The sequence below is a fragment of the Castellaniella sp. UC4447_H14 genome, from assembly GCF_052978285.1.
The window spans coordinates 3,017,439-3,035,240 of record NZ_CM129666.1 but is presented as its reverse complement, the minus strand read 5'-3'; the positions used below and the strand labels follow the sequence as shown (position 1 = coordinate 3,035,240).

General features: G+C 60.5%; 15 protein-coding genes and 1 tRNA gene. 10 read left to right on the top strand and 6 right to left on the bottom strand.

The window, feature by feature from the left end:
• Positions 1 to 85 precede the first annotated feature (85 nt).
• The gene (locus tag ACVCMJ_RS14600) at positions 86 to 523 is read right to left on the bottom strand and encodes a hypothetical protein (RefSeq protein WP_447082119.1); all 438 of its coding nucleotides are present in this window, start codon (positions 521 to 523) and stop codon (positions 86 to 88) included.
• Here ACVCMJ_RS14600 and ACVCMJ_RS14595 point away from each other — a divergent pair.
• Positions 522 to 854, top strand: a complete 333-nt coding sequence (locus ACVCMJ_RS14595; protein WP_447082118.1) for a hypothetical protein — start codon at positions 522 to 524, stop codon at positions 852 to 854. The two genes, ACVCMJ_RS14600 and ACVCMJ_RS14595, sit on opposite strands and share 2 nt — an antisense overlap.
• Positions 855 to 880: 26 nt before the next feature.
• Here the strand turns inward: ACVCMJ_RS14595 and ACVCMJ_RS14590 are convergent, their stop codons facing one another.
• The gene (locus tag ACVCMJ_RS14590) at positions 881 to 1,141 is read right to left on the bottom strand and encodes a hypothetical protein (RefSeq protein WP_447082117.1); all 261 of its coding nucleotides are present in this window, start codon (positions 1,139 to 1,141) and stop codon (positions 881 to 883) included.
• Between the two features lie 397 nt (positions 1,142 to 1,538).
• Here ACVCMJ_RS14590 and ACVCMJ_RS14585 point away from each other — a divergent pair, with 397 nt between their 5' ends.
• The 5 genes from ACVCMJ_RS14585 to ACVCMJ_RS14565 all read left to right on the top strand — a co-directional run bounded on the left by ACVCMJ_RS14585 (position 1,539) and on the right by ACVCMJ_RS14565 (position 6,186).
• Positions 1,539 to 1,742, top strand: coding sequence for a DUF4224 domain-containing protein (locus ACVCMJ_RS14585; protein WP_447082116.1), 204 nt, complete (start codon positions 1,539 to 1,541; stop codon positions 1,740 to 1,742).
• A gap of 72 nt (positions 1,743 to 1,814) precedes the next feature.
• Entirely contained in the window at positions 1,815 to 2,528 is a 714-nt protein-coding gene (locus tag ACVCMJ_RS14580) for a hypothetical protein (protein WP_447082115.1), read from the top strand.
• Entirely contained in the window at positions 2,495 to 2,779 is a 285-nt protein-coding gene (locus ACVCMJ_RS14575; protein ID WP_447082114.1) for a hypothetical protein, read from the top strand. The genes ACVCMJ_RS14580 and ACVCMJ_RS14575 overlap by 34 nt, the downstream gene beginning before the upstream one ends.
• A gap of 369 nt (positions 2,780 to 3,148) precedes the next feature.
• Entirely contained in the window at positions 3,149 to 4,441 is a 1,293-nt protein-coding gene (locus tag ACVCMJ_RS14570) for a tyrosine-type recombinase/integrase (protein WP_447082113.1), read from the top strand.
• Between the two features lie 872 nt (positions 4,442 to 5,313).
• The gene (locus tag ACVCMJ_RS14565; protein ID WP_447082112.1) at positions 5,314 to 6,186 is read left to right on the top strand and encodes a rolling circle replication-associated protein; all 873 of its coding nucleotides are present in this window, start codon (positions 5,314 to 5,316) and stop codon (positions 6,184 to 6,186) included.
• Positions 6,187 to 7,215: 1,029 nt separating this feature from the next.
• On the opposite strand, the gene ACVCMJ_RS14560 is transcribed toward ACVCMJ_RS14565, so the two are convergent.
• Positions 7,216 to 9,957 carry a class I SAM-dependent DNA methyltransferase gene (locus tag ACVCMJ_RS14560; RefSeq protein WP_447082111.1) on the bottom strand — a complete coding sequence of 914 codons (2,742 nt, stop codon included), beginning with the start codon at positions 9,955 to 9,957 and terminating at the stop codon, positions 7,216 to 7,218.
• Between the two features lie 1,670 nt (positions 9,958 to 11,627).
• On the opposite strand from ACVCMJ_RS14560, the gene ACVCMJ_RS14555 reads away from it, so the two are divergent.
• Entirely contained in the window at positions 11,628 to 12,452 is an 825-nt protein-coding gene (locus tag ACVCMJ_RS14555) for a hypothetical protein (protein WP_447082110.1), read from the top strand.
• 21 nt (positions 12,453 to 12,473) lie between these two features.
• On the opposite strand, the gene ACVCMJ_RS14550 is transcribed toward ACVCMJ_RS14555, so the two are convergent.
• Positions 12,474 to 13,625 carry an IS3 family transposase gene (locus tag ACVCMJ_RS14550; RefSeq protein ID WP_447082109.1) on the bottom strand — a complete coding sequence of 384 codons (1,152 nt, stop codon included), beginning with the start codon at positions 13,623 to 13,625 and terminating at the stop codon, positions 12,474 to 12,476.
• Positions 13,626 to 14,014: 389 nt separating this feature from the next.
• Here ACVCMJ_RS14550 and ACVCMJ_RS14545 point away from each other — a divergent pair, with 389 nt between their 5' ends.
• Both ACVCMJ_RS14545 and ACVCMJ_RS14540 read left to right on the top strand, forming a co-directional pair.
• Positions 14,015 to 14,149, top strand: a complete 135-nt coding sequence (locus ACVCMJ_RS14545; RefSeq protein ID WP_447082108.1) for a peptidase — start codon at positions 14,015 to 14,017, stop codon at positions 14,147 to 14,149.
• 137 nt (positions 14,150 to 14,286) lie between these two features.
• Positions 14,287 to 14,955 (top strand): recombinase family protein, encoded by a 669-nt coding sequence (locus tag ACVCMJ_RS14540; protein ID WP_447082107.1) that lies wholly within the window; start codon positions 14,287 to 14,289, stop codon positions 14,953 to 14,955.
• Between the two features lie 108 nt (positions 14,956 to 15,063).
• On the opposite strand, the gene ACVCMJ_RS14535 is transcribed toward ACVCMJ_RS14540, so the two are convergent.
• Together ACVCMJ_RS14535 and ACVCMJ_RS14530 are read right to left on the bottom strand one after the other, a co-directional pair.
• Positions 15,064 to 15,148: transfer RNA gene (locus ACVCMJ_RS14535), tRNA-Leu, on the bottom strand.
• A gap of 42 nt (positions 15,149 to 15,190) precedes the next feature.
• Entirely contained in the window at positions 15,191 to 16,162 is a 972-nt protein-coding gene (locus ACVCMJ_RS14530; RefSeq protein ID WP_447082741.1) for a GlxA family transcriptional regulator, read from the bottom strand.
• Positions 16,163 to 16,368: 206 nt separating this feature from the next.
• Between ACVCMJ_RS14530 and ACVCMJ_RS14525 the strand changes: the two genes are divergently transcribed.
• The gene (locus tag ACVCMJ_RS14525) at positions 16,369 to 17,781 is read left to right on the top strand and encodes an L-serine ammonia-lyase (RefSeq protein ID WP_447082105.1); all 1,413 of its coding nucleotides are present in this window, start codon (positions 16,369 to 16,371) and stop codon (positions 17,779 to 17,781) included.
• Positions 17,782 to 17,802: the final 21 nt, after the last annotated feature.

Sequence of the window (17,802 nt, the reverse complement as noted above, 5' to 3'; positions counted from 1 at the left end):
TAGCGAACCGGCAAAGGATGGTTTTTGTGGTAGATTCTTTGGTAGTCTTCCATGCAAACCACCCTTGGTATTCTTCGCGTGACTCTCAGATACTCTTTCGTTCACGGTAGCCCAGCAAAATCACGCGATCCGCCTTCTTCTCGAGCACAGCCAATTCAATGGCCTGATAACCGCTGTTTTCGAAGTCGCGGGCTTCGAAATAGTGGACGCCAAAGCGCTCTGCAGCGTCCGGGCTGGCCGTCCAACACTCAGCTATGACCGCTTTGGCGGCTTTCCCGTACTGCGCCCACCACGCGCGATCGCCGGCATACAACACATCAGCGAAGGGCGCCAGCAGGTATGAATTGTTCACGGCGATGACCGAGTGCCCAGCAGCCTCGACCAGATCGCAGTCACGGGCGGTCAGGCTCGGGCCGCTGGCGATGCAAACGACGTGCGGTCGAATGGAGGAATGGCTGAGTTTCTGATCGTGGGCGACGCAGTGGTCGCCAAGGAGACTTTTCCAGCGAATGGGATTGACCATGACTGATCTGAGCTACGAAGAGCGCAAGTGCCTGCGACGGGCAGCAGAGGACGCCCGGGACGCATGCAACCCTCACTATGGGCCGTTCGTGGAAGCGGTGGCGCACCCGCTGCGAATCCTCGCGTTGCTGGATATGGCCGATAGGGCGGCTGAGCCCACCGCCCAGGATCGGAAGGATGCGGAGCGCTGGCGGTGGGCCACGGCGCTCGACGACAACTCGGAGACGTTGCACAGCATCGTCCTGAGCTTCGGGGGCGATCAGGCGAAGATCAACGAGCGCGTTGACGTATACCGCGCCTGTGCCGCCCGTGCAACGAAGGAGCGGGCATGAGACCCGCTCTCCACAGACCCAAGGCTCTATCTTCTGAAGCGTCCCCACAGATAAGCAATGGCCGCAACCACCGCCACGCTGGTAATCGGGTTGGCCCGAATAGCGTTTTTCGAGCAGGCCAAGGCTGTCTCGAAAGCGTCACGCCCTTCGTCGATGGCGTCTTTGGCCGCAACCCTGGCCCTTTCGCTGACCTCGGATGCCTTATCGGCTACCGTCTGAATCGTCCTGTCCGCAGCGCCTGCGGCCTGGTCGATTGCGTCTTTTGCATCATCGCCAACTGTCGCCATGAAAGTTCTCCTGGGAATCGGCACTTCGTGCCGGCCATTCAGTATCGCGCCCCCAAAAAAGTTGGAGGGTTTCGGATGCAACGGCCTATTTCGGGATGTCAGCCGGCGCGAGTTCGGTTGCGCGCCGCTCCTTGTCCAACCTTATCCACTGACTCGGTGGACAACCCTATGGAAAACCCTATGACAGATCGGCGACGGCAAGAACTGGCGCGGTCCGCTGATGGAACGATCAGTGAGCAGCCATGCAATACGAACTGACACAGCGGCGCGCCGATTTTGAGGCTTGGGCCACTGACCACTACGCCGAGTTCGGCGCCGTGCCGAACTTTACGAGGTCCACAAAGCAGTCCCATAACTATACGGACCTCAACCCGGCCGGGTTTTTGTTGGAGGTCACATGGATCTATTATCATCGGATGCCCTGCGACAACTGACAGGGTCCGCCAGAGCGTCAAAGCAGCGAGGGTGGCTGGATGCTGAGGGCATCCCGTATAAGGAGCGCGGATCGCGCCTCATAGTTTCCGCGCGGCACGTCGAGGCTTGGATCGAGGGTCGGCCTGTACAGCGCATCGTGAGGCCGGATTTCAGTGCTGTGAGGTGATTCCATGACGAATCAATACCCGCGCCTGCGGTCACACATTCGCCGACGCAAATCGGGCCGCATCGTGACGTATTGACGTATTACACCTACGACATGCGCGGAACCGGAAAACCGGACATCGGCCTTGGCGCCGACTACAGCCACGCCATCAAAAAGTGGGACGAGATCCACAACAGGAAGCCCCGTATCGCGGGCACGCCCTTGGAGGCGTTCGAGGCGTGGGAAACAGAGGTGCTGCCAGGGTATGAGAACGCCGAGACGCGCAAAGGCTATGCGAAGCATTTGCGACAACTCAAGCCTGCATTCGGGAAGGCCACATGGGAAGGTGTTGAGGTTGCCGACCTGAAGCGATATCTGAAGAGACGGACCGCGAAAACCCAGGCGAACCGGGAGTTGGCCGTGCTGTCGATCATATGGAACTGGGCTCGCGTCGAAGGATACACGGACACGCCGTGGCCGGCCGCCGGCATGGAGAGGTCACGCTGGAAGAACAAGGAAAGGGCGCGGGAGTTCGAGGTCACAGACGCGCTATTCGCTGCCGTGTACGAGGAAGCCGACGAGGTACTCAAGGACGCTATGGACATCTCGACGGCAACCGGATACAGGGTGACAGACACGCGTCTGGTGCCAATGCCAACCGATGGTGTCCTGCGCAACGCGGCACACAAGACAGGCAAGCGCGCACAGTTTGAGATCGCACAGTCACCTGTGCTGACAGCCATCGTGGCCAGGCTATCCGCGCCAACCACGTCATGTTGCTGTCCACGCCAACCGGCCGCCCCGTAACCTATTCGATGCTCCGCGATCGGTGGGACGCGGCGCGCAAGGCGGCTGCCAAAAAGGCCTCCGAGAACGGCGACTCTGACCTGGCCGAACGCATTCGCGCCATGTACCTACGCGACATGCGCAAGCGCGCCAGCGACCTAGCCGACAGCGATGAATCCGCATCCAAACTGCTGCAGCATTCCAGCGTCGAATTGACACGCAGGCACTACCAATGCGGAACGTCAGATTCTCGCAACAACGCAAGCCATTGATTTATAAGCTGGTGCCCGGGGCCGGAATCGAACCGGCACGCCTTGCGGCGGGGGATTTTGAGTCCCATGATTTACGTTCTAACGAAGAATCACAGACTATCTAAAATTTTATAGTTCGTTGATTTATATACATTAATTTAATTTCTCTAGTACCAGGAACTCTCACTTCCTACCATAGGCTCTCAGTGTAAACTGACCTTTCTCTGACCTTTTTCTAAAGCCATGAGTAGATCAGCTGCCGCCAACGCGCTCCCCTCATCCAAAGACCTCAAAGCTCTGAAGGTCGAAGATGGCTACGTCACCCTTACTAAACTGCCCGCAGGATCTCTCCAAGCACACGCGCGCAAAAAGGGCACGGTGCAGTTCTACATGCGCTACACCTACAAGGGAAAGACCCACCGCGAAGGTCTAGGCACATGGGACCCATCTCTCGTGCAGAACCGCACGAGCCCATCCGACGAAGCCGGAGGCCTCCTGACAATCAGCGCGGCCTTCGAAAAAGCTCGCGGCTGGGCCAAAGACCATCTTCGCCAGAAACCCACAGGAGGCAGGCCGGCGGCCAGGGACCGCAAGATAGCAGAACAGGCCGCCCACGAGCTGGAACGCGAAGCAGCAAAGCAGACCCTCGGGAAGTTGTGTGACGCCTATGTGGAGCACTTGAAGGCAAGCGGAAGATTGTCATGGGCAGAGGTCGGCAAAATTCTGAAAACCCACGTCAAATCGCCTTGGCCTGAGCTCACAGCAAAACCGGCTCGCGAGGTCAATTCCGAGGATATCCTGCGGATTCTCGGCCGCGTGCACAAGGCCGGTAGCAGGCGCCAGATGGGTAAGTTGCACGCCTACCTGCATGCAGCTTACAAGCGTGCAATGGATGCCAGCACCAGCGTCACCGGCAGCGAAGCCTTCGGTGCCTTCCACGTGAAGACGAACCCACTGGCCGGCATGGAAAACGAAGGAAAAAGTCGCGCCGACAAATCCCCCCTCAAGCTCGCGGAGATGCGCCGTTACTGGCGAATCCTGAGTGAGTCCCCAGATACCAGCCGCTCCGGACCGCTAAAAATCCACCTTCTCCTATGCGGGGCCAGGCCGGCACAGCTTGTAAGACTCAAAGTTGAAGACGTCGATCTCGAACTTGGCGAACTCACGCTGTTCGACGCAAAAGGACGTAGAGACGAAGCCGACCCATACCACCTACCTCTGCTCCCGAACGTCGCTCAACTACTCCAGCCCGTCATGCAGACGGCATGCACGAACGGACCCTACATTTTCAGCACCGACCTGGGACGTACACCCATGAGTCCGCGTACGCTGGCGACCTGGGCAAAGGATTTGGTGGCCAGCGCACCCGAAACACGGACCATTCAAGGCTTTCAGCTCAAGCGAGTCCGATCTGGAGCCGCAACGCTTCTATCTGAAGCCTTGGTGAGCAAGGAACTTCGTGATGCTCTGCAGTCCCATGGGCTAACCGACACAGAGCGCCAGCACTACAACGGGGCCGAGTGGCGAGCGCCAAAACGTTATGTGCTCAACTACCTCCTCTACTCCGTAAGTCAGGCAGAGGAGGCTCGCTCACGCTCAGCCGACCAGGATTTGCTCGCGCCCACGGCGATGAATCTCGCAGGAATGGGCGAGGTTTTCAAGGAAACTGACGCACCGCAGTAATGCACGCAAGAGGCGCAACGCCTCTTGTGAGGCGGCCGACCGCTACCACCATCAGTCTCGCCAACATCATCCTTTCCCAAGCCATTAATTAAGAATAATGTAATATAACGATTCATTTAGAAATATTTAGCATCACTGCGGACCCCTGGGTAGCCCCCATAAACCCTCCCACAGCACAAAAACACCGTTCTGAGGACCGTGAGCTATACCTTTCACCAAGTCGTGTTGACGAGGTGGAACGCCACGGTCCTTTCCGAGGCAGGAAACAGAACAATGACCACTCAAGCCCCCACCGCCCTGGACCAATTACCGGAGGACCCGTACGCCCTACTGGACCTACCTACCTTGCTTCATCACACGCGTATCAGCCCCGCCAGCTGGTACCGTGGCCTGAAAAGGGCTGGCGGATATCCACAACCCGTACGCCATGGACGCAGAACGTTCTGGCACGCAGGCGTCGCGCGCGCGCTTCGCGGAGAACCTGGCTTTCCACCAGAAGAGTGGGGCATTGGCTCCCTCTACGATCCCTGCCTCCGGGAAAACCGCAACGAGTCAACAATCCACTAGAACGTGAGCACGGTGCCCGCACAGAGCGTAGGCATCGCGTCAATCCGCCGCATGTCAGCGGAGGTCATATTGTGCGTAGCGCTGTAGTACCAGGGAATTAATTAATAAATAGCTGATTTTGCGGCACAGATGGAGTCTGTGTCGTGAACCACCCCGCCCCCCCAAAATCTCCCTCCCATAAAGGCCAGGGTCACATCGTTGCCTCGCCCGTAGCTCTTGCGGACGAACCTGTCGCACCTGTATACGTCGCAGTCCCGGCCCCCAACGGTGCTGCGGTGATCTCGCATGAGCGCGACCGGGTTCCCATGGACCCTGCGGAACTTGTCAATAAGATCACAACAAGTGTTACGACTGGCGGAGAACGCACCACCTCTTTCCCTGGTCCGGGCGCCAAAGGCTCCGTGGAGCCTCTTGCTGGATCAAGCGATTCTCTCGCGCCTGCACCAGCGGAAAAAGGCGGACACCACGCACGGTTGCGGCCAAAGCCGCGCAGCCGACCCGCAGCAAGGCGAAGGCTGAAAGCTGCGCTCAGGGAACAGCGACGCATTGCACGCGAACTCGGGCTGGAGGCGGTTTGCGTCACGCTGACTTACCGCGCAGGCGAGACCTACACGTCGAAGGACCTGAGCAAATTTCGCGCGGCCCTTTTCGCCCATGTGAGGCGCTCCCACCCTACCCTGAAAATCCCCTTGCCATATCTGTGGGTTCTGGATCGCGGTGGCGTGGGCGAGGTGAAAGACGACGTTGTGACGACAGGCGTTCTCCACTACCACCTACTCCTCTGGGTGCCCCGGGGCTTTCCGCTGCGCGAGCGTCTCGCCAAATGGTGGGCCCACGGATCTACTTGGCACGAGCGCTGCAGGCGCCCGAACGATTGGACGACTTACATGACCAAGGCCACACGGGCGACATTTCCGAAAGGCAGCCGGCTGTATGGCTGCGGCGGCCTTGACGACGTGGGGAAGCTCGCAGTCGCACGCGCGGGCTGGCCACGCTGGCTGCTGCGCCATATCCCGCGCGGGGAGCATGCGAATCGGATCGTGGGCGCTGGATGGGTGCACATTGAGACCGGCGTGCTCTATGAAAGCCCATACGTCTGGCGGAAGGGACGCTGCATACTCAAGAGTTCCCTCCCGAGCTGGGAAGCCCCATTCCGGCTAGGAGTAATAAGTTCCTGATGGGCTTCCCCCGGTTTCTGCGTCCAACGGCCCTACGCCCCAGGCGGATACTGGCGTTCGCGAGATGGCGATTTCAGATGGCTGTTGCACGAACTCACCCTGGATGGCCCCACAGGCCGACGCATCCATTTCTGTGCACAAGGGCGCGGTGAGTGGTGCCATGCGTGGGCGATGGGGCAAGGGATGCTCCGGTATGGGCCATCCAGTGGGGTAGTGCGGCGCGCAACGGGGGCTTGTTGCGTCCGAGGACTCAACAGCCTGCATCGAAGACGAGGGCACGCTGGCGCCATGCAGCAATCGTCGCCTCGGAAGCGAAGAAGGCTGGGAACGTCGAATGGGTAACGTCACCCCTCAAGCTGGCGCTCAGTGCCAAGCCGACCTCGATCGCCTCGGGGTAAGGCAGAAGCGGTCCGTCGGAAAGCGATATAGCCGCAACTTCCAGCTCGGGCAAAATCACTTCGGCCCACCACCCAATGGGCAGCGTAGGCGCCGCCTCCGCAGGCAGACCTGGCTCAAGGTGGTACGAAAATAGGGCGACAACGGCCTCAGTCGTACCCCACGCCACCGAGGCGTAAGGATCGAGCCGCTGGGACGGAACCTCGCTTGGCTGCAGATGACTGCGTGCCCAGCCCAGGAAGTCCAAGCCTTCCCTTGGGGGAGTAAGATCCGCACGCGGACCAGGCAGCAGCAGCTCGCTCGGAAGGACGTACCCGGCATCGTGCGCGAGGGACCCCTCGAGCCCCTGCGTTGTCGTGCAGGTCGCGTGAACCAGAACCGGGGTGCCAAGGATGGCGGGCACTCCAGTGAGTAGGGCTGAGAATAGGGAGACAACCCTGGGCCGCATCCGCCTTGGACACTGGGCAAGGAGGTCCGTAAGATCCGCGCTGGTCGCACCATCCAGCCATGACCTTGCAGCGGCCATGGCGCGGTCAATGCGTACGGTGCGCAGATCCTGCGTAAGCTGCGCCAGTCGCTCTCGTGTGCTTGCAGCCATAGATGCCTCGTGTCGTTCGTCTCGGGATCGTACTCCTAGGGTGCGTCGGGCGCTGCCACATCTTCTCCCTGGTGCCTGCGGCGTGGCCGTCGCTTGGGCTGCGGGGCAATCAACGCTGCCGTGAGCTTCTGGTACAGCGTAATGAGGTGGGCGATGCGCCCCGAGTCGCTGGATGCTCCTTTGTAGCCATAGGCAGCATCCACGGCACGATCCAGCCTCTGATGGGCACGCACGAGATCGGGCGGCATGGCGAGCGGATCATACAGGTCAGCCAAGCTGGAGCCGGGATGCGCTGCGCGCGCATCCAGCACCCCTTGCGCGGCAGTCTGAATGGCGTCTCGTTGCTTGTCCGTGGACGTGGGCCACGGAAAATTGTTGTACACGACTGCGGCGGAGTAGCGGTAATCGCTCTTGAGCCGACCACACACGGTACGCGTCCAGGCGTTGTGCATGGTCGAGGTCAGGACGCCGAAGTGATAAAGCGACCCGTTAGCGAGCATAAATACGAGGTCGCTGCAGAATGTACTCGGCTGCTCGAATCCAAGGGGGATAAGTCGTCTCCGCTCGGACGAAACCTTGGGTAGCAGAATGTATGGTTGATGCGGTATCAATTCCGTCCCGAACCGCGTTGGCGTTGCTGCCGCTCTCACTGTCTGTGCCCGCCTACTTCGAGAGCGGAATTCTCTGACCGCCTGCACGCGTTTCAGAACCTCTGGCATGGCTCGTAATTGTGCTGGAGTGCAGTCGCCAAGCCACAGGCACCAGCGCTCGTAGCCATTCAGAAACTCAACTGAGCCGAGCCACCTGTGGAAAAAGGGCGCACTCGCGGGCTCGATGGCGATGAAGGCATCGCGCTCCTCTCCTGTGAACAAAAAGTTACCGTCGTCTATCGGCTGGCTACCAATACCGATTTCGGGCACGTCACACAGCGGTTTTGACCTGCGCGCGAAGATGACGTCTGCTGCATCGACCAGATACGGGTTGATGTTCTTTGCCTTGATGGCCTGCGGCTCGCCGCGAAGGTGCTCATATTCAAAGATAACTTTGTCGGCAACGTCTTCCAGACCGAAACCCACGATGACGCAGTGCACGGCCGCATTGCCTCGGGCCTCGTTGCTCCAGGCAAAGGTGCGATGGGCGAAGTGGATTTTGATCCCTTGAGGCAGCATCCAGCCCCACAACACACCCACCTGCTCACCTTGCGTGATGCTGTTCGTCGAGACCAGCCCCGCTCGGATGGATGGGTGGGGTGCCATGTAGCGGGCAGCCTTCACATACCAGGCCGCAACAAAGTCCAGCAGGCCCGCGCTTTCAATGCCCGTGAAGACGGCGTGGGCGTCCTGCCGCTGGCCGTCGTCCATGTACTTGGCGCCCACGAACGGCGGGTTCCCGAGCAGGTAGTCGCAGGACTGCGCGGGCAAGACGTGCTCCCAGTCCAGCTGTAGTGAATTCCCGTGCACGATGGTGGCGCTGTGCCGCAGGGGGATGCGCGCAAAGTACATGCCGAATTCTTCGCTCACGCGCATGTTCATCTGGTGGTCGGTGAGCCACAGCGCCACTTGCGCGATCTGCACCGGGAACTCTTCAATCTCGATGCCGAAAAATTGATCAACGTCCAGGAAGATCAATTGATGGACGTCGAGCGCCATCTGGTGATCGGTGTGCGCCGCCCGCAGCACCTCAAGTTCCAGCAAGCGCAACTCGCGGTAAGTGATGACCAAGAAATTTCCGCAGCCGCAGGCGGGGTCGAAAAAGTGCAGTCTGCGCAGTTTCTTGTGAAAGTCGAACAGCCGGTTACGGTTGCGCTTCACCTTCTCGAACTCAGCCCAGAGCGCGTCCAGGAACAAGGGTTTGATGAGCTTGAGGATGTTCTCTTCGCTGGTGTAATGCGCCCCCAGGTTGCGCCGCGCCTGGTCATCCATGATGGACTGGAAAAGCGACCCGAAAATCGCTGGCGAAATGCGGCTCCAGTCCAGGCCACAAAGATCCAGCAGGCTCTCGCGCATGCTTGAATCGAAGGCCGCTGGTGGCAGCGTGTCTGCGAAGAGCTTGCCGTTTACATAGGGGAAGGCGGCGAGCTGCTCGTCAAGAATCTTCAGCCGTGATTCGGGTGGCGTGTTTAGCACGAAGAACAGGGACGCCAGCTGCGCAGCCAGGTCGGAGCCATCTTCGGATGTACGTTGCTCCAGAAAATCTTGGAAGGCACCCTTCTCGAAGATCGCCGTGTCGTCGGCAAAAAGGCAAAACAGCAGGCGCACAAGATATTGTTCCAGCGGGCGCCCCGTGTAACCGACCGCCTTGAGCTGATCGTGGAGCCGCCCCATGCGCTCGGCCGCCTTGATGTTGATGGGGTCCTGAGGCTTGATGACTTGGGTCTGGTAGCCGGCGATGAAGCCAAATGCGCGTACGAACTTGTGCAGCTCTTCAAGCCGAAATTCCTGCTCACTGCCCTCTTCCAGGTCGTACAGCCGGAACCGCGCGAAATCGCACACCATCACATAGCGCGGCAGGTCGCGCTCGGCAATGCCTGGAAAGTAGTCCATAGCCTGGGTGTGGGCGCGGTCCAGGTCCTTGCCACGCGACTTCATCTCGACCAGCAAGACGCCGCGCCAGAAGAGGTCCACAAAACCCTGCCCGCCGCCGTACTTCTTCACGGCATACTCGAAGGACGCCACCCGCCGGTCGGTGATCCCGAAAACTTCGAAGAAGTCGATCAGAAACGGCTTGGCCTCGCCGTTTTCGTAGCTCGCATCCGCCCACTGCTTGGAAAAGCGCATGGCACGCGTTCGGATTTCGTTCCACGACAACGGCATTGGGGGCTCCAGTTCCAGATTTCAAAGTGTTGCAAATGCTATGACGATTCTATCCGACCGCACGCCGGGAGATGCGGAGCGTGAACATGAAGGACATGGCAGACACGTTCGCCGTCATACGCGGACCTCAGGTACGATGGCGGTGTACTTGGAGGAAGGGTCGTGAGCATTCTTGGATTGCTGGTCATCCCTGGTCTGATTGCTGCCGGTGGCGTGTGGATCGCGACGAGGCCCACAGGGCGTAGCGGCTCGCCCGCTCGACGCACCCTTACCGACCACAAGGCCTCGCGCGGGGCAGGCGTGCGGCCAAAGGGGCGAAAGGCCCCTTTTTAAAGGAAGAAGCCGGGCACCAGAGTGGCGCCCGGCAGAGAAAACATTGGTCTTGAGCACAGGCTCAAGGGCTAAACAGTTCATTCCCTCCATCTGTTTACGGGTCAAATCCTTGCCGGGTCGCCACAGACGCACCCGAGATCAACGCCTATGAGGCCGTCGCTCGCCAAAGCGAACGGCCGGCACCGCGCACGCGCCAACGCGCGCGGGCTTTTTCATCATCACGGAATCACTCTTTTCGTTCTGTCGCTGCCACAGCTCCACTAGGTTTTCGGCCCAGCTTCACCGCCGAAGCAGCTCGCTCATACTCTGTCGGGATTTTCGCAGTCGTGAGCTGCGTGCCGATGGGTGCCATCCCACCGACCCTCCCAGAGCATTTTGCGCCACTTAGCTCATCATGTTTCGTGCATTGGAGAGCGCCACATGCTCACCAGAAGGCATCAGCAAACGGGCTGGTTACCGTATTTCAGCGCGGAGAACCGGGAGAAGTCCGTCGCTTACTTTTCAATGCTGTTGTGAGCCCTCTGGCTTCCACATAATCGCAGGCACTGTAGGCCCTCTGTGGCTTTCCAACTTTCTCGACTGCACCGGGACTCGGCGCAGTTACAGGTTTAAGCTCTCAGCGCGGCGCGCGGCCTCCACGGTGCTACCCGCGGTCACCGACGCGCTCGCCCGAGAGGTCTGGTGCACTTGCACCATCCTCCCGAGGCACACCTCGCGGTGTGCGATAACGCAGCCATCCTGTCGAGCACCAGTTACGCAGTTCCCTGCGTCCCTGGGATGGGACTTACACCCATTTTTCTAATGAGCAGGGCCACTCGGCTATTTCTTTCCAAGGCCCGTTTCGTGTTCGCACCGGTAGTTTTCATGGGATAAAGCAGCGGGATTGCTTCGGGGACATCCCCGAGATTAGCCCGCCGCCTCCCCCTCGCACCCGACGAGCTCCATTACGAGCATCGGGCGCCACAGAACTCGGCCTCCGGCAAAAGAAGCCTCGGGGCACCGCCCCAGAATGTGCGAAGAGGGGTTGGCGCCCCCCTTTGCATGATCGTGATGATGATGCAGGTGAGGTTGGCGCCTCTGGTGTGAAAATTTGTCTCCTGTTTGATGGGTTCCTGCGCTGTATAGCTCCCGCCAAGACAACGCCTGGGCCATTTCGCGCGCTGTTTTCTCCCAGTTCATTTATTCGATGTAAGGCGCCTCTCATCACATGCCGCAAAGGGCTCCTTTTGAAGGGCAGAAAGGCTCCCGCAAATCGAGCGGCCTCTTGGATTAAAGGTCTCGCCTGCGTGCTATACCCTGGCATGAAAACCTTGCAAATCCCGCGTTCGCGCACTGCTGGCATGCAACTGCTGCAGCTTTTGGCTGCGAGCGGCCACGTCCACTGGATCGCGGGCACGATCACGCGCGAAAAGCTCGCGCGCTTCGTCCCGAAAATTGTCGCCAGCTTCCCCATCCTGCGCGACGCGCCAGGACGCGCCTATGATCGCAAACGCCACCGCGCATCCGTGCACCTGGTTGTAATCCCTTTGGGGGTTGATTCGGCCTATTGGGTACTGGTTTCCACGCATGGCAAGGGTGGGCTCGCGGATGAAGATGCCTCCGACCTCGGGGTAGTGCGTGACATGCGACTGAAAGGCCAGCACCTTACATTTCTGCACTACGAATTGCTCTATCAAGAGAAGCGCCTACCCAAGGTCAGCGGATCTACATGGACCTGGCGTATCGCTCCGGCGCGCTACCGGGAGCTGGAAGCGCAGATCTCCCAGGTCGGCCGTGAGCGTGATTCCGGCTCCGTCGCCAATCTCATTTCCATCAACGGCTCAATGCCGATGTTTGGCGGGGTGCGCGGTCAAATCATGAAGCTCAATCACGAAGCACACAAGCTCGCACGCAAGCGCAGCGGTCTGACTCTCCCATTTACTCAGCTTCCCTATCTGCGCCGACAGCGCATCTACGAAGATCCGCCACTCACGCTGCGTGACTGGCTCACCATCACGCCGGGAAGGACCAAGGGCATGAGCCTCGCAATTGACTCCGATCGTAATGACTCTGGCGTGGGGGGTGACTACAACGAGCCTGACTTTGAGCCTAGTGATTTCGAGTCTGGTGACTCCGAACGTGGTTGACTGTGAATCGCCCCGGGTTTTCTAGACGGTCCCGGTTTTCAAAAAGTGCTGATTCTCGAATTCTACCGGTGAACAATCGCCGGCATGGCTGTGACGCCGCCTCGGGTTGTAGAACATCTCGATGTAGTCAAAGATATCCGCTCTGGCCTGTTCGCGGGTGGCGTAGACGCGGCGGCGAATGCGCTCGCGCTTGAGCAGCTGGAAGAAGCTCTCGGCCACGGCGTTGTCATGGCAATTACCCCGGCGGCTCATACTGGGTTTGAGTCGATGGGTCTTCAGGAAGTCGCGCCAATCGTGGCTGCCGAACTGACTGCCCTGGTCGCTGTGGATGATGACTTCGGCCTTTGGTCGACGGCGCCAGACGGCCGCCAGCAAGGCGTTGAGCACCAAATCTGCGTCGATACGACTGCTCATGGACCAGCCCACCACGGTGCGGGCAAACAGGTCCAGCACCACGGCCAGATACAGCCATCCCTCATGGGTGCGGATGTAGGTGATGTCGGTCACCCACGCCTGATCGGGCCCGGCCACGTCAAACTGTTGCTGCAAGAGGTTCTCAGCCACAAGGCTGGGGCGCCCGCCTCGATGCCCCGGCCGACGCTTGTAACCCGTTTGGGAGCGCAGGTGGTTCTCCCGCATGAGCCGTGCCACCCGGTGTTTGCCACAGCGCTCACCCAGATCCCGCAGATCGTGGGTGACCTTACGGTAGCCGTAGACTTGACCGCTGTCGTGCCAGCTCTGGCGGATGAGCCCCACGAGTCGTCGATCCTCCAGGGCGCGAGCGCTGTGCGGAGAACGGCGCCAAGCGTAGTAGCCACTGGGATGGATACCGAGCACTGAGCACATGCGCCGCACCGGAAAGACCGTCGTGTGGTCGCAAACAAAGGCGTACTTCACTGGGACTGCTTCGCGAAGTACGCCGCGGCTTTTTTTAAGATGTCGCGCTCCTCGGTCACCCGCCGCAGCTCCGCCTTCAGACGCCGGTTCTCGGCGGCCTGATCGGTATTCAACGCGCTGGCTTCCGTACTGCTTGCGCCACTGATACAAGCTCCAGGTGCTGACTCCCAGGCGGGCCGCAACATCCGCGACCTTGTGACCGCGTTCCGTCGTCTGGCGCACGGCCTCGACCTTGAATTCCTCGGAAAATCGCTTCTGCATGGCCTTCGTACTCATGATGACTCCTCAACGCCTCATTATGAGGCATGCGGGTATCTAGGAATTCCGGGGCGATTCACTGGCACGGAAGATGACTCCCCTCGACGAGGAGTCTGCCATCGTCCTCACCTCGCTGTCCATTTGTAGTGATCCTCGCCCAGGTCAGCCTGGCGCTCAAGGGTAAATGCTGCGCACGCCGACTCGCCCGGTCCCTACGGGCTGCGGCCTCGCCGGCGCCCTTGCGCGCCAGGCTTTATGCCCTGGGCGCCTAGGCGCCATGGACAGCAAGGTGAGGACGACAGGCGTCTTCTGCGCCCGGGCCAGGAAAGCAGCTGCCTTCCCCGGCACCACCCAGCTAGCCTGTGCCCTCTCGGCATTCGAGGGGCACTACCTTACAGGAGATACATATGTACGAAATCAACCCGGCGAGCGGTTTGCCTATGACAGGCGGTATTGGCGGTGTGGATGTGGGCGGAAACCCCTGGGGGGCCATCAACCCCTGGTCCTCACCCTACCCGGATGACGACAGCTACGACTGGTAGGCCCTGGCCTGCGCCCGGCGCTATACAAGGAGGCTCATTGAGGTCCCCTCGATGCGCCGGGCGCATATGAGCCCTGAACCCTGCAAATGAGCCATCCCATAGAACGCGGCGCATTTGCGTATACCCAAAGGAGCCCTATGGACGAACGGCAAACATCAGCAGCACCAACGCACCCCAGGATCGCTCGCGTCTACCTACGGGTTAGTACTGACCAGCAAGACCTGCTGCGGCAGGAGGCCATCGTGGATCAGACAAAGGCAGCTGGCTACTACGTTGCTGGTGTCTACCGTGAAAAAGCCTCGGGCGCCCGCGCTGACCGCCCCGAACTTTTGCGGCTCATCACCGACTTGCAGCCTGGCGAGGTAGTGGTCGCCGAGAAAATCGACCGCCTCAGCCGTCTTCCGCTTGCAGAGGCGCAGCGCCTGGTGGAGTCGATCCGCGAGAAGGGCGCGCGCCTTGCAGTCCCTGGGGTGGTGGACCTTTCAGAGCTGGCAGCAGGATCGGAGGGGGTTGCCCGCATCGTCCTTGAGTCTGTGCAAGAGCTTCTGCTACGGCTCGCGCTTCAGATGGCTCGCGAGGATTACGAGACCCGCAGAGAGCGGCAGCGCCAAGGGATTGAGCTTGCAAGGAGCCATGGCCGTTACCGAGGTCGGCAACCCGACGCCAGACGCCGATCGCAGGTGCTGGTGTTGCGCGCAGCAGGCCAGAGCATTGCCAAAACTGCGGAGATGAGCGGATACAGCAAAGCCCAGGTTAAGAGAATATGGGCTGATCGCACCCCTGAAAATTGCGAACTAAAGCGATAGAGCCACCGTCCAGCGCTTGTCACTAAAACTGACCTTATACTGACCTCAATCAAAATCAGGTCGGAGCTAAAAAGTCAGAGGGTGGTTGAAGAACCGCATGAATACTAGTGGTGCCCGGGGCCGGAATCGAACCGGCACGCCTTGCGGCGGGGGATTTTGAGTCCCCTGCGTCTACCAATTTCACCACCCGGGCGGGGTCGAGACGACAGATCGTCGCCCCGGAAATGGACCGCCATTATACGGTGTTTTTGGCCGCAGCCGCCCGGCGGCGCCAGAGCCCAGGCGCCACATCATGTGCGCTGCGGAACGTACGGCCCATGTGAGCGGCATCGGCAAAGCCGCAGTCCGAGGCGATCATGGCGATACTCTTGTCGGTATGCGCCAGCATCCACTCGGCCTGGCGCAATCGAACATGACGTGCATAGGCCTGCGGCGTCATTTGCAGGTGCTGGTTGAATAGACGCTGCAATTGCCGGGGGGACATCCCCACCCTGTCGGCCAGAACGGGCAAGCTGAGCGCATGACCGGCGTACTGCTCGATCAGCAGCGCAGCCCGCTGCAGGGCGGGCGGACACCCCGGGGGCAAGTCGGTGGGCGGCGGCTGGATCTGCTGGGACGACTCGACGGTTTCCAGTTGAAGCCGACGCAAGGCGCGGCGCACCTCTGCGCTTGGGAGATGGCGATCCGCGATCCGCACGGCTACGTCCATGACTGCGAGGCCCCCAGCACATGTCACGCAGCGGCGGTCGAAGACGGATTGGCGATCGACCACGATCTGCTCCGGAGCGAACGACGGAAATCGTTGTACGAACTCCCGATATTGCGCGCCCGCCACACAGACGCGGTGTCCGGCGAGCACGCCCGCCTCCGCCAATGCGTACACACCGTTGCATAGTCCGGCCAGATAGCGCCCAGCTTGGGCCGCCTGGCGCAGCCAGATCAGCAGTTCCCGGGAATAGCCATCCGGCGGCGCCAGGGGACCGCCCACCACGACCACCTCGTCGAATCGCAGGGGATCGCCCAGGAGATCCGTCGGGACCACCTGGATCCCGCCTGCCGAGCGTACCGGAATCAGCGTATCCGCCACCACTTCCCACGCGCAGCGCGCGGGCGATCGGTCCTCGGCGGCCAGCACGCCCAGCAGATCGGCGAAGGCGGCAAATGCCCCCATCGCGAACTGAGGGAGAAGGATGAAGCCTATCCGCATGTCAGTGTCGTTTTTATTCATTTAATCATGACAGAAAGTCGCGTTTATTCTAATGCTACCTCAGGTACATGATCTTCGTCGATATTCCTTAAACCAAGACACATGTCTTCAGCGTGACTTAATCCCTGTCTATGTCGTAATCATTCAATCAATATCCGGCCACCTGACTAGAATGCAAACGGACGGCACTCGCTCAGGACCGCATCATGGCGCTTTCAGTCTTCGACATCTTCAAGATCGGCATCGGTCCATCCAGTTCTCACACCGTAGGTCCCATGCGCGCAGCGAGGAACTTCGCCCGCAACCTGGACACTCGCGGGCTGTTGGACCGGGTCACGCGCCTGTCCATCCATCTCTACGGGTCGCTGGCCGAAACCGGCGCCGGCCACCGCACGGACATGGGCATCATGCTGGGTCTGATGGGCGAAGCCCCCGACACGGTGGATCCTGCCGCGATCGACGACCTGATAACGGCTGTGGAACACCATCACCGCCTCACGATCTGGCGCAAGCATCCCGTCGCCTTCAACCCCGCGCACGTATTCTCCGGCCGCGTGAAGCCCATGCCGGAACATCCGAACGGGATGCGCTTCATCGCATACGGCGCGCTGGACGGCGTGGTGCTGGACGAGCGCTACCTGTCGATCGGCGGCGGATTCATCCGCGCGCTGGACAGCGTGGAGACCGACGAAACCGTGCCCGAACACGATCCCATGCCCTACCCGTTCTCTTCCGGTGCGGAGCTGATGGCCGCTTGCCAGCGGCACAAACTGACCATCGCGCGGCTCGTGATGGCCAACGAATCCGTCCTGCGGCCCGAGGCCGAGGTGCGAGCCGGGGTGTTGCACATTGCGCAGGTCATGGACGATGCAATCGATCGCGGTTGCGGCCTGCAAGGCACCATCCCGGATCCTACGCTGCCGGGCGGCCTGAAGGTCCGGCGCCGCGCCCCCGCCCTCTACGCCGAGCTGAAGGCCAAATCAGACCGCATGGCGCCGCCCTTTCCCGCCAACCCGGACGACGTGATGTTCGCCATGGATTGGGTCAACCTGTACGCCATGGCGGTGAACGAGGAAAACGCCGCCAGCGGCCGCGTAGTGACCGCTCCGACCAATGGCGCCTCGGGCCTGCTGCCGGCGGTACTGCGCTACTACCGCACCTTCGTCCCGGGATGGTCGGAAGGCGGCGTGGTGGACTTCCTGCTGACGGCGGCGGCCATCGGCTTTCTGTACAAGGAAAATGCATCGATTTCCGGCGCTGAAGTCGGCTGCCAGGGCGAGGTCGGCGTGGCCTGTTCCATGGCGGCAGCCGGCCTCACCGCAGTACTGGGCGGCAGCGTCGCCCAGATCGAAAATGCGGCCGAAATCGGCATGGAACACAATCTGGGCCTGACCTGCGACCCGGTGGGCGGCCTCGTCCAGATTCCGTGTATCGAGCGCAACGCCATGGGCGGCAACAAGGCCATCAACGCATCCCGCCTGGCCCTGCACGGCGACGGCAAGCACCATGTATCGCTGGACACGGTCATCGAAACCATGCGCCAGACCGGTGCGGACATGAAATCGAAATACAAGGAGACTTCGCGCGGCGGGCTGGCCGTGAATGTGGTTGAATGTTGATTGGCTCACTCCGGGAATCAG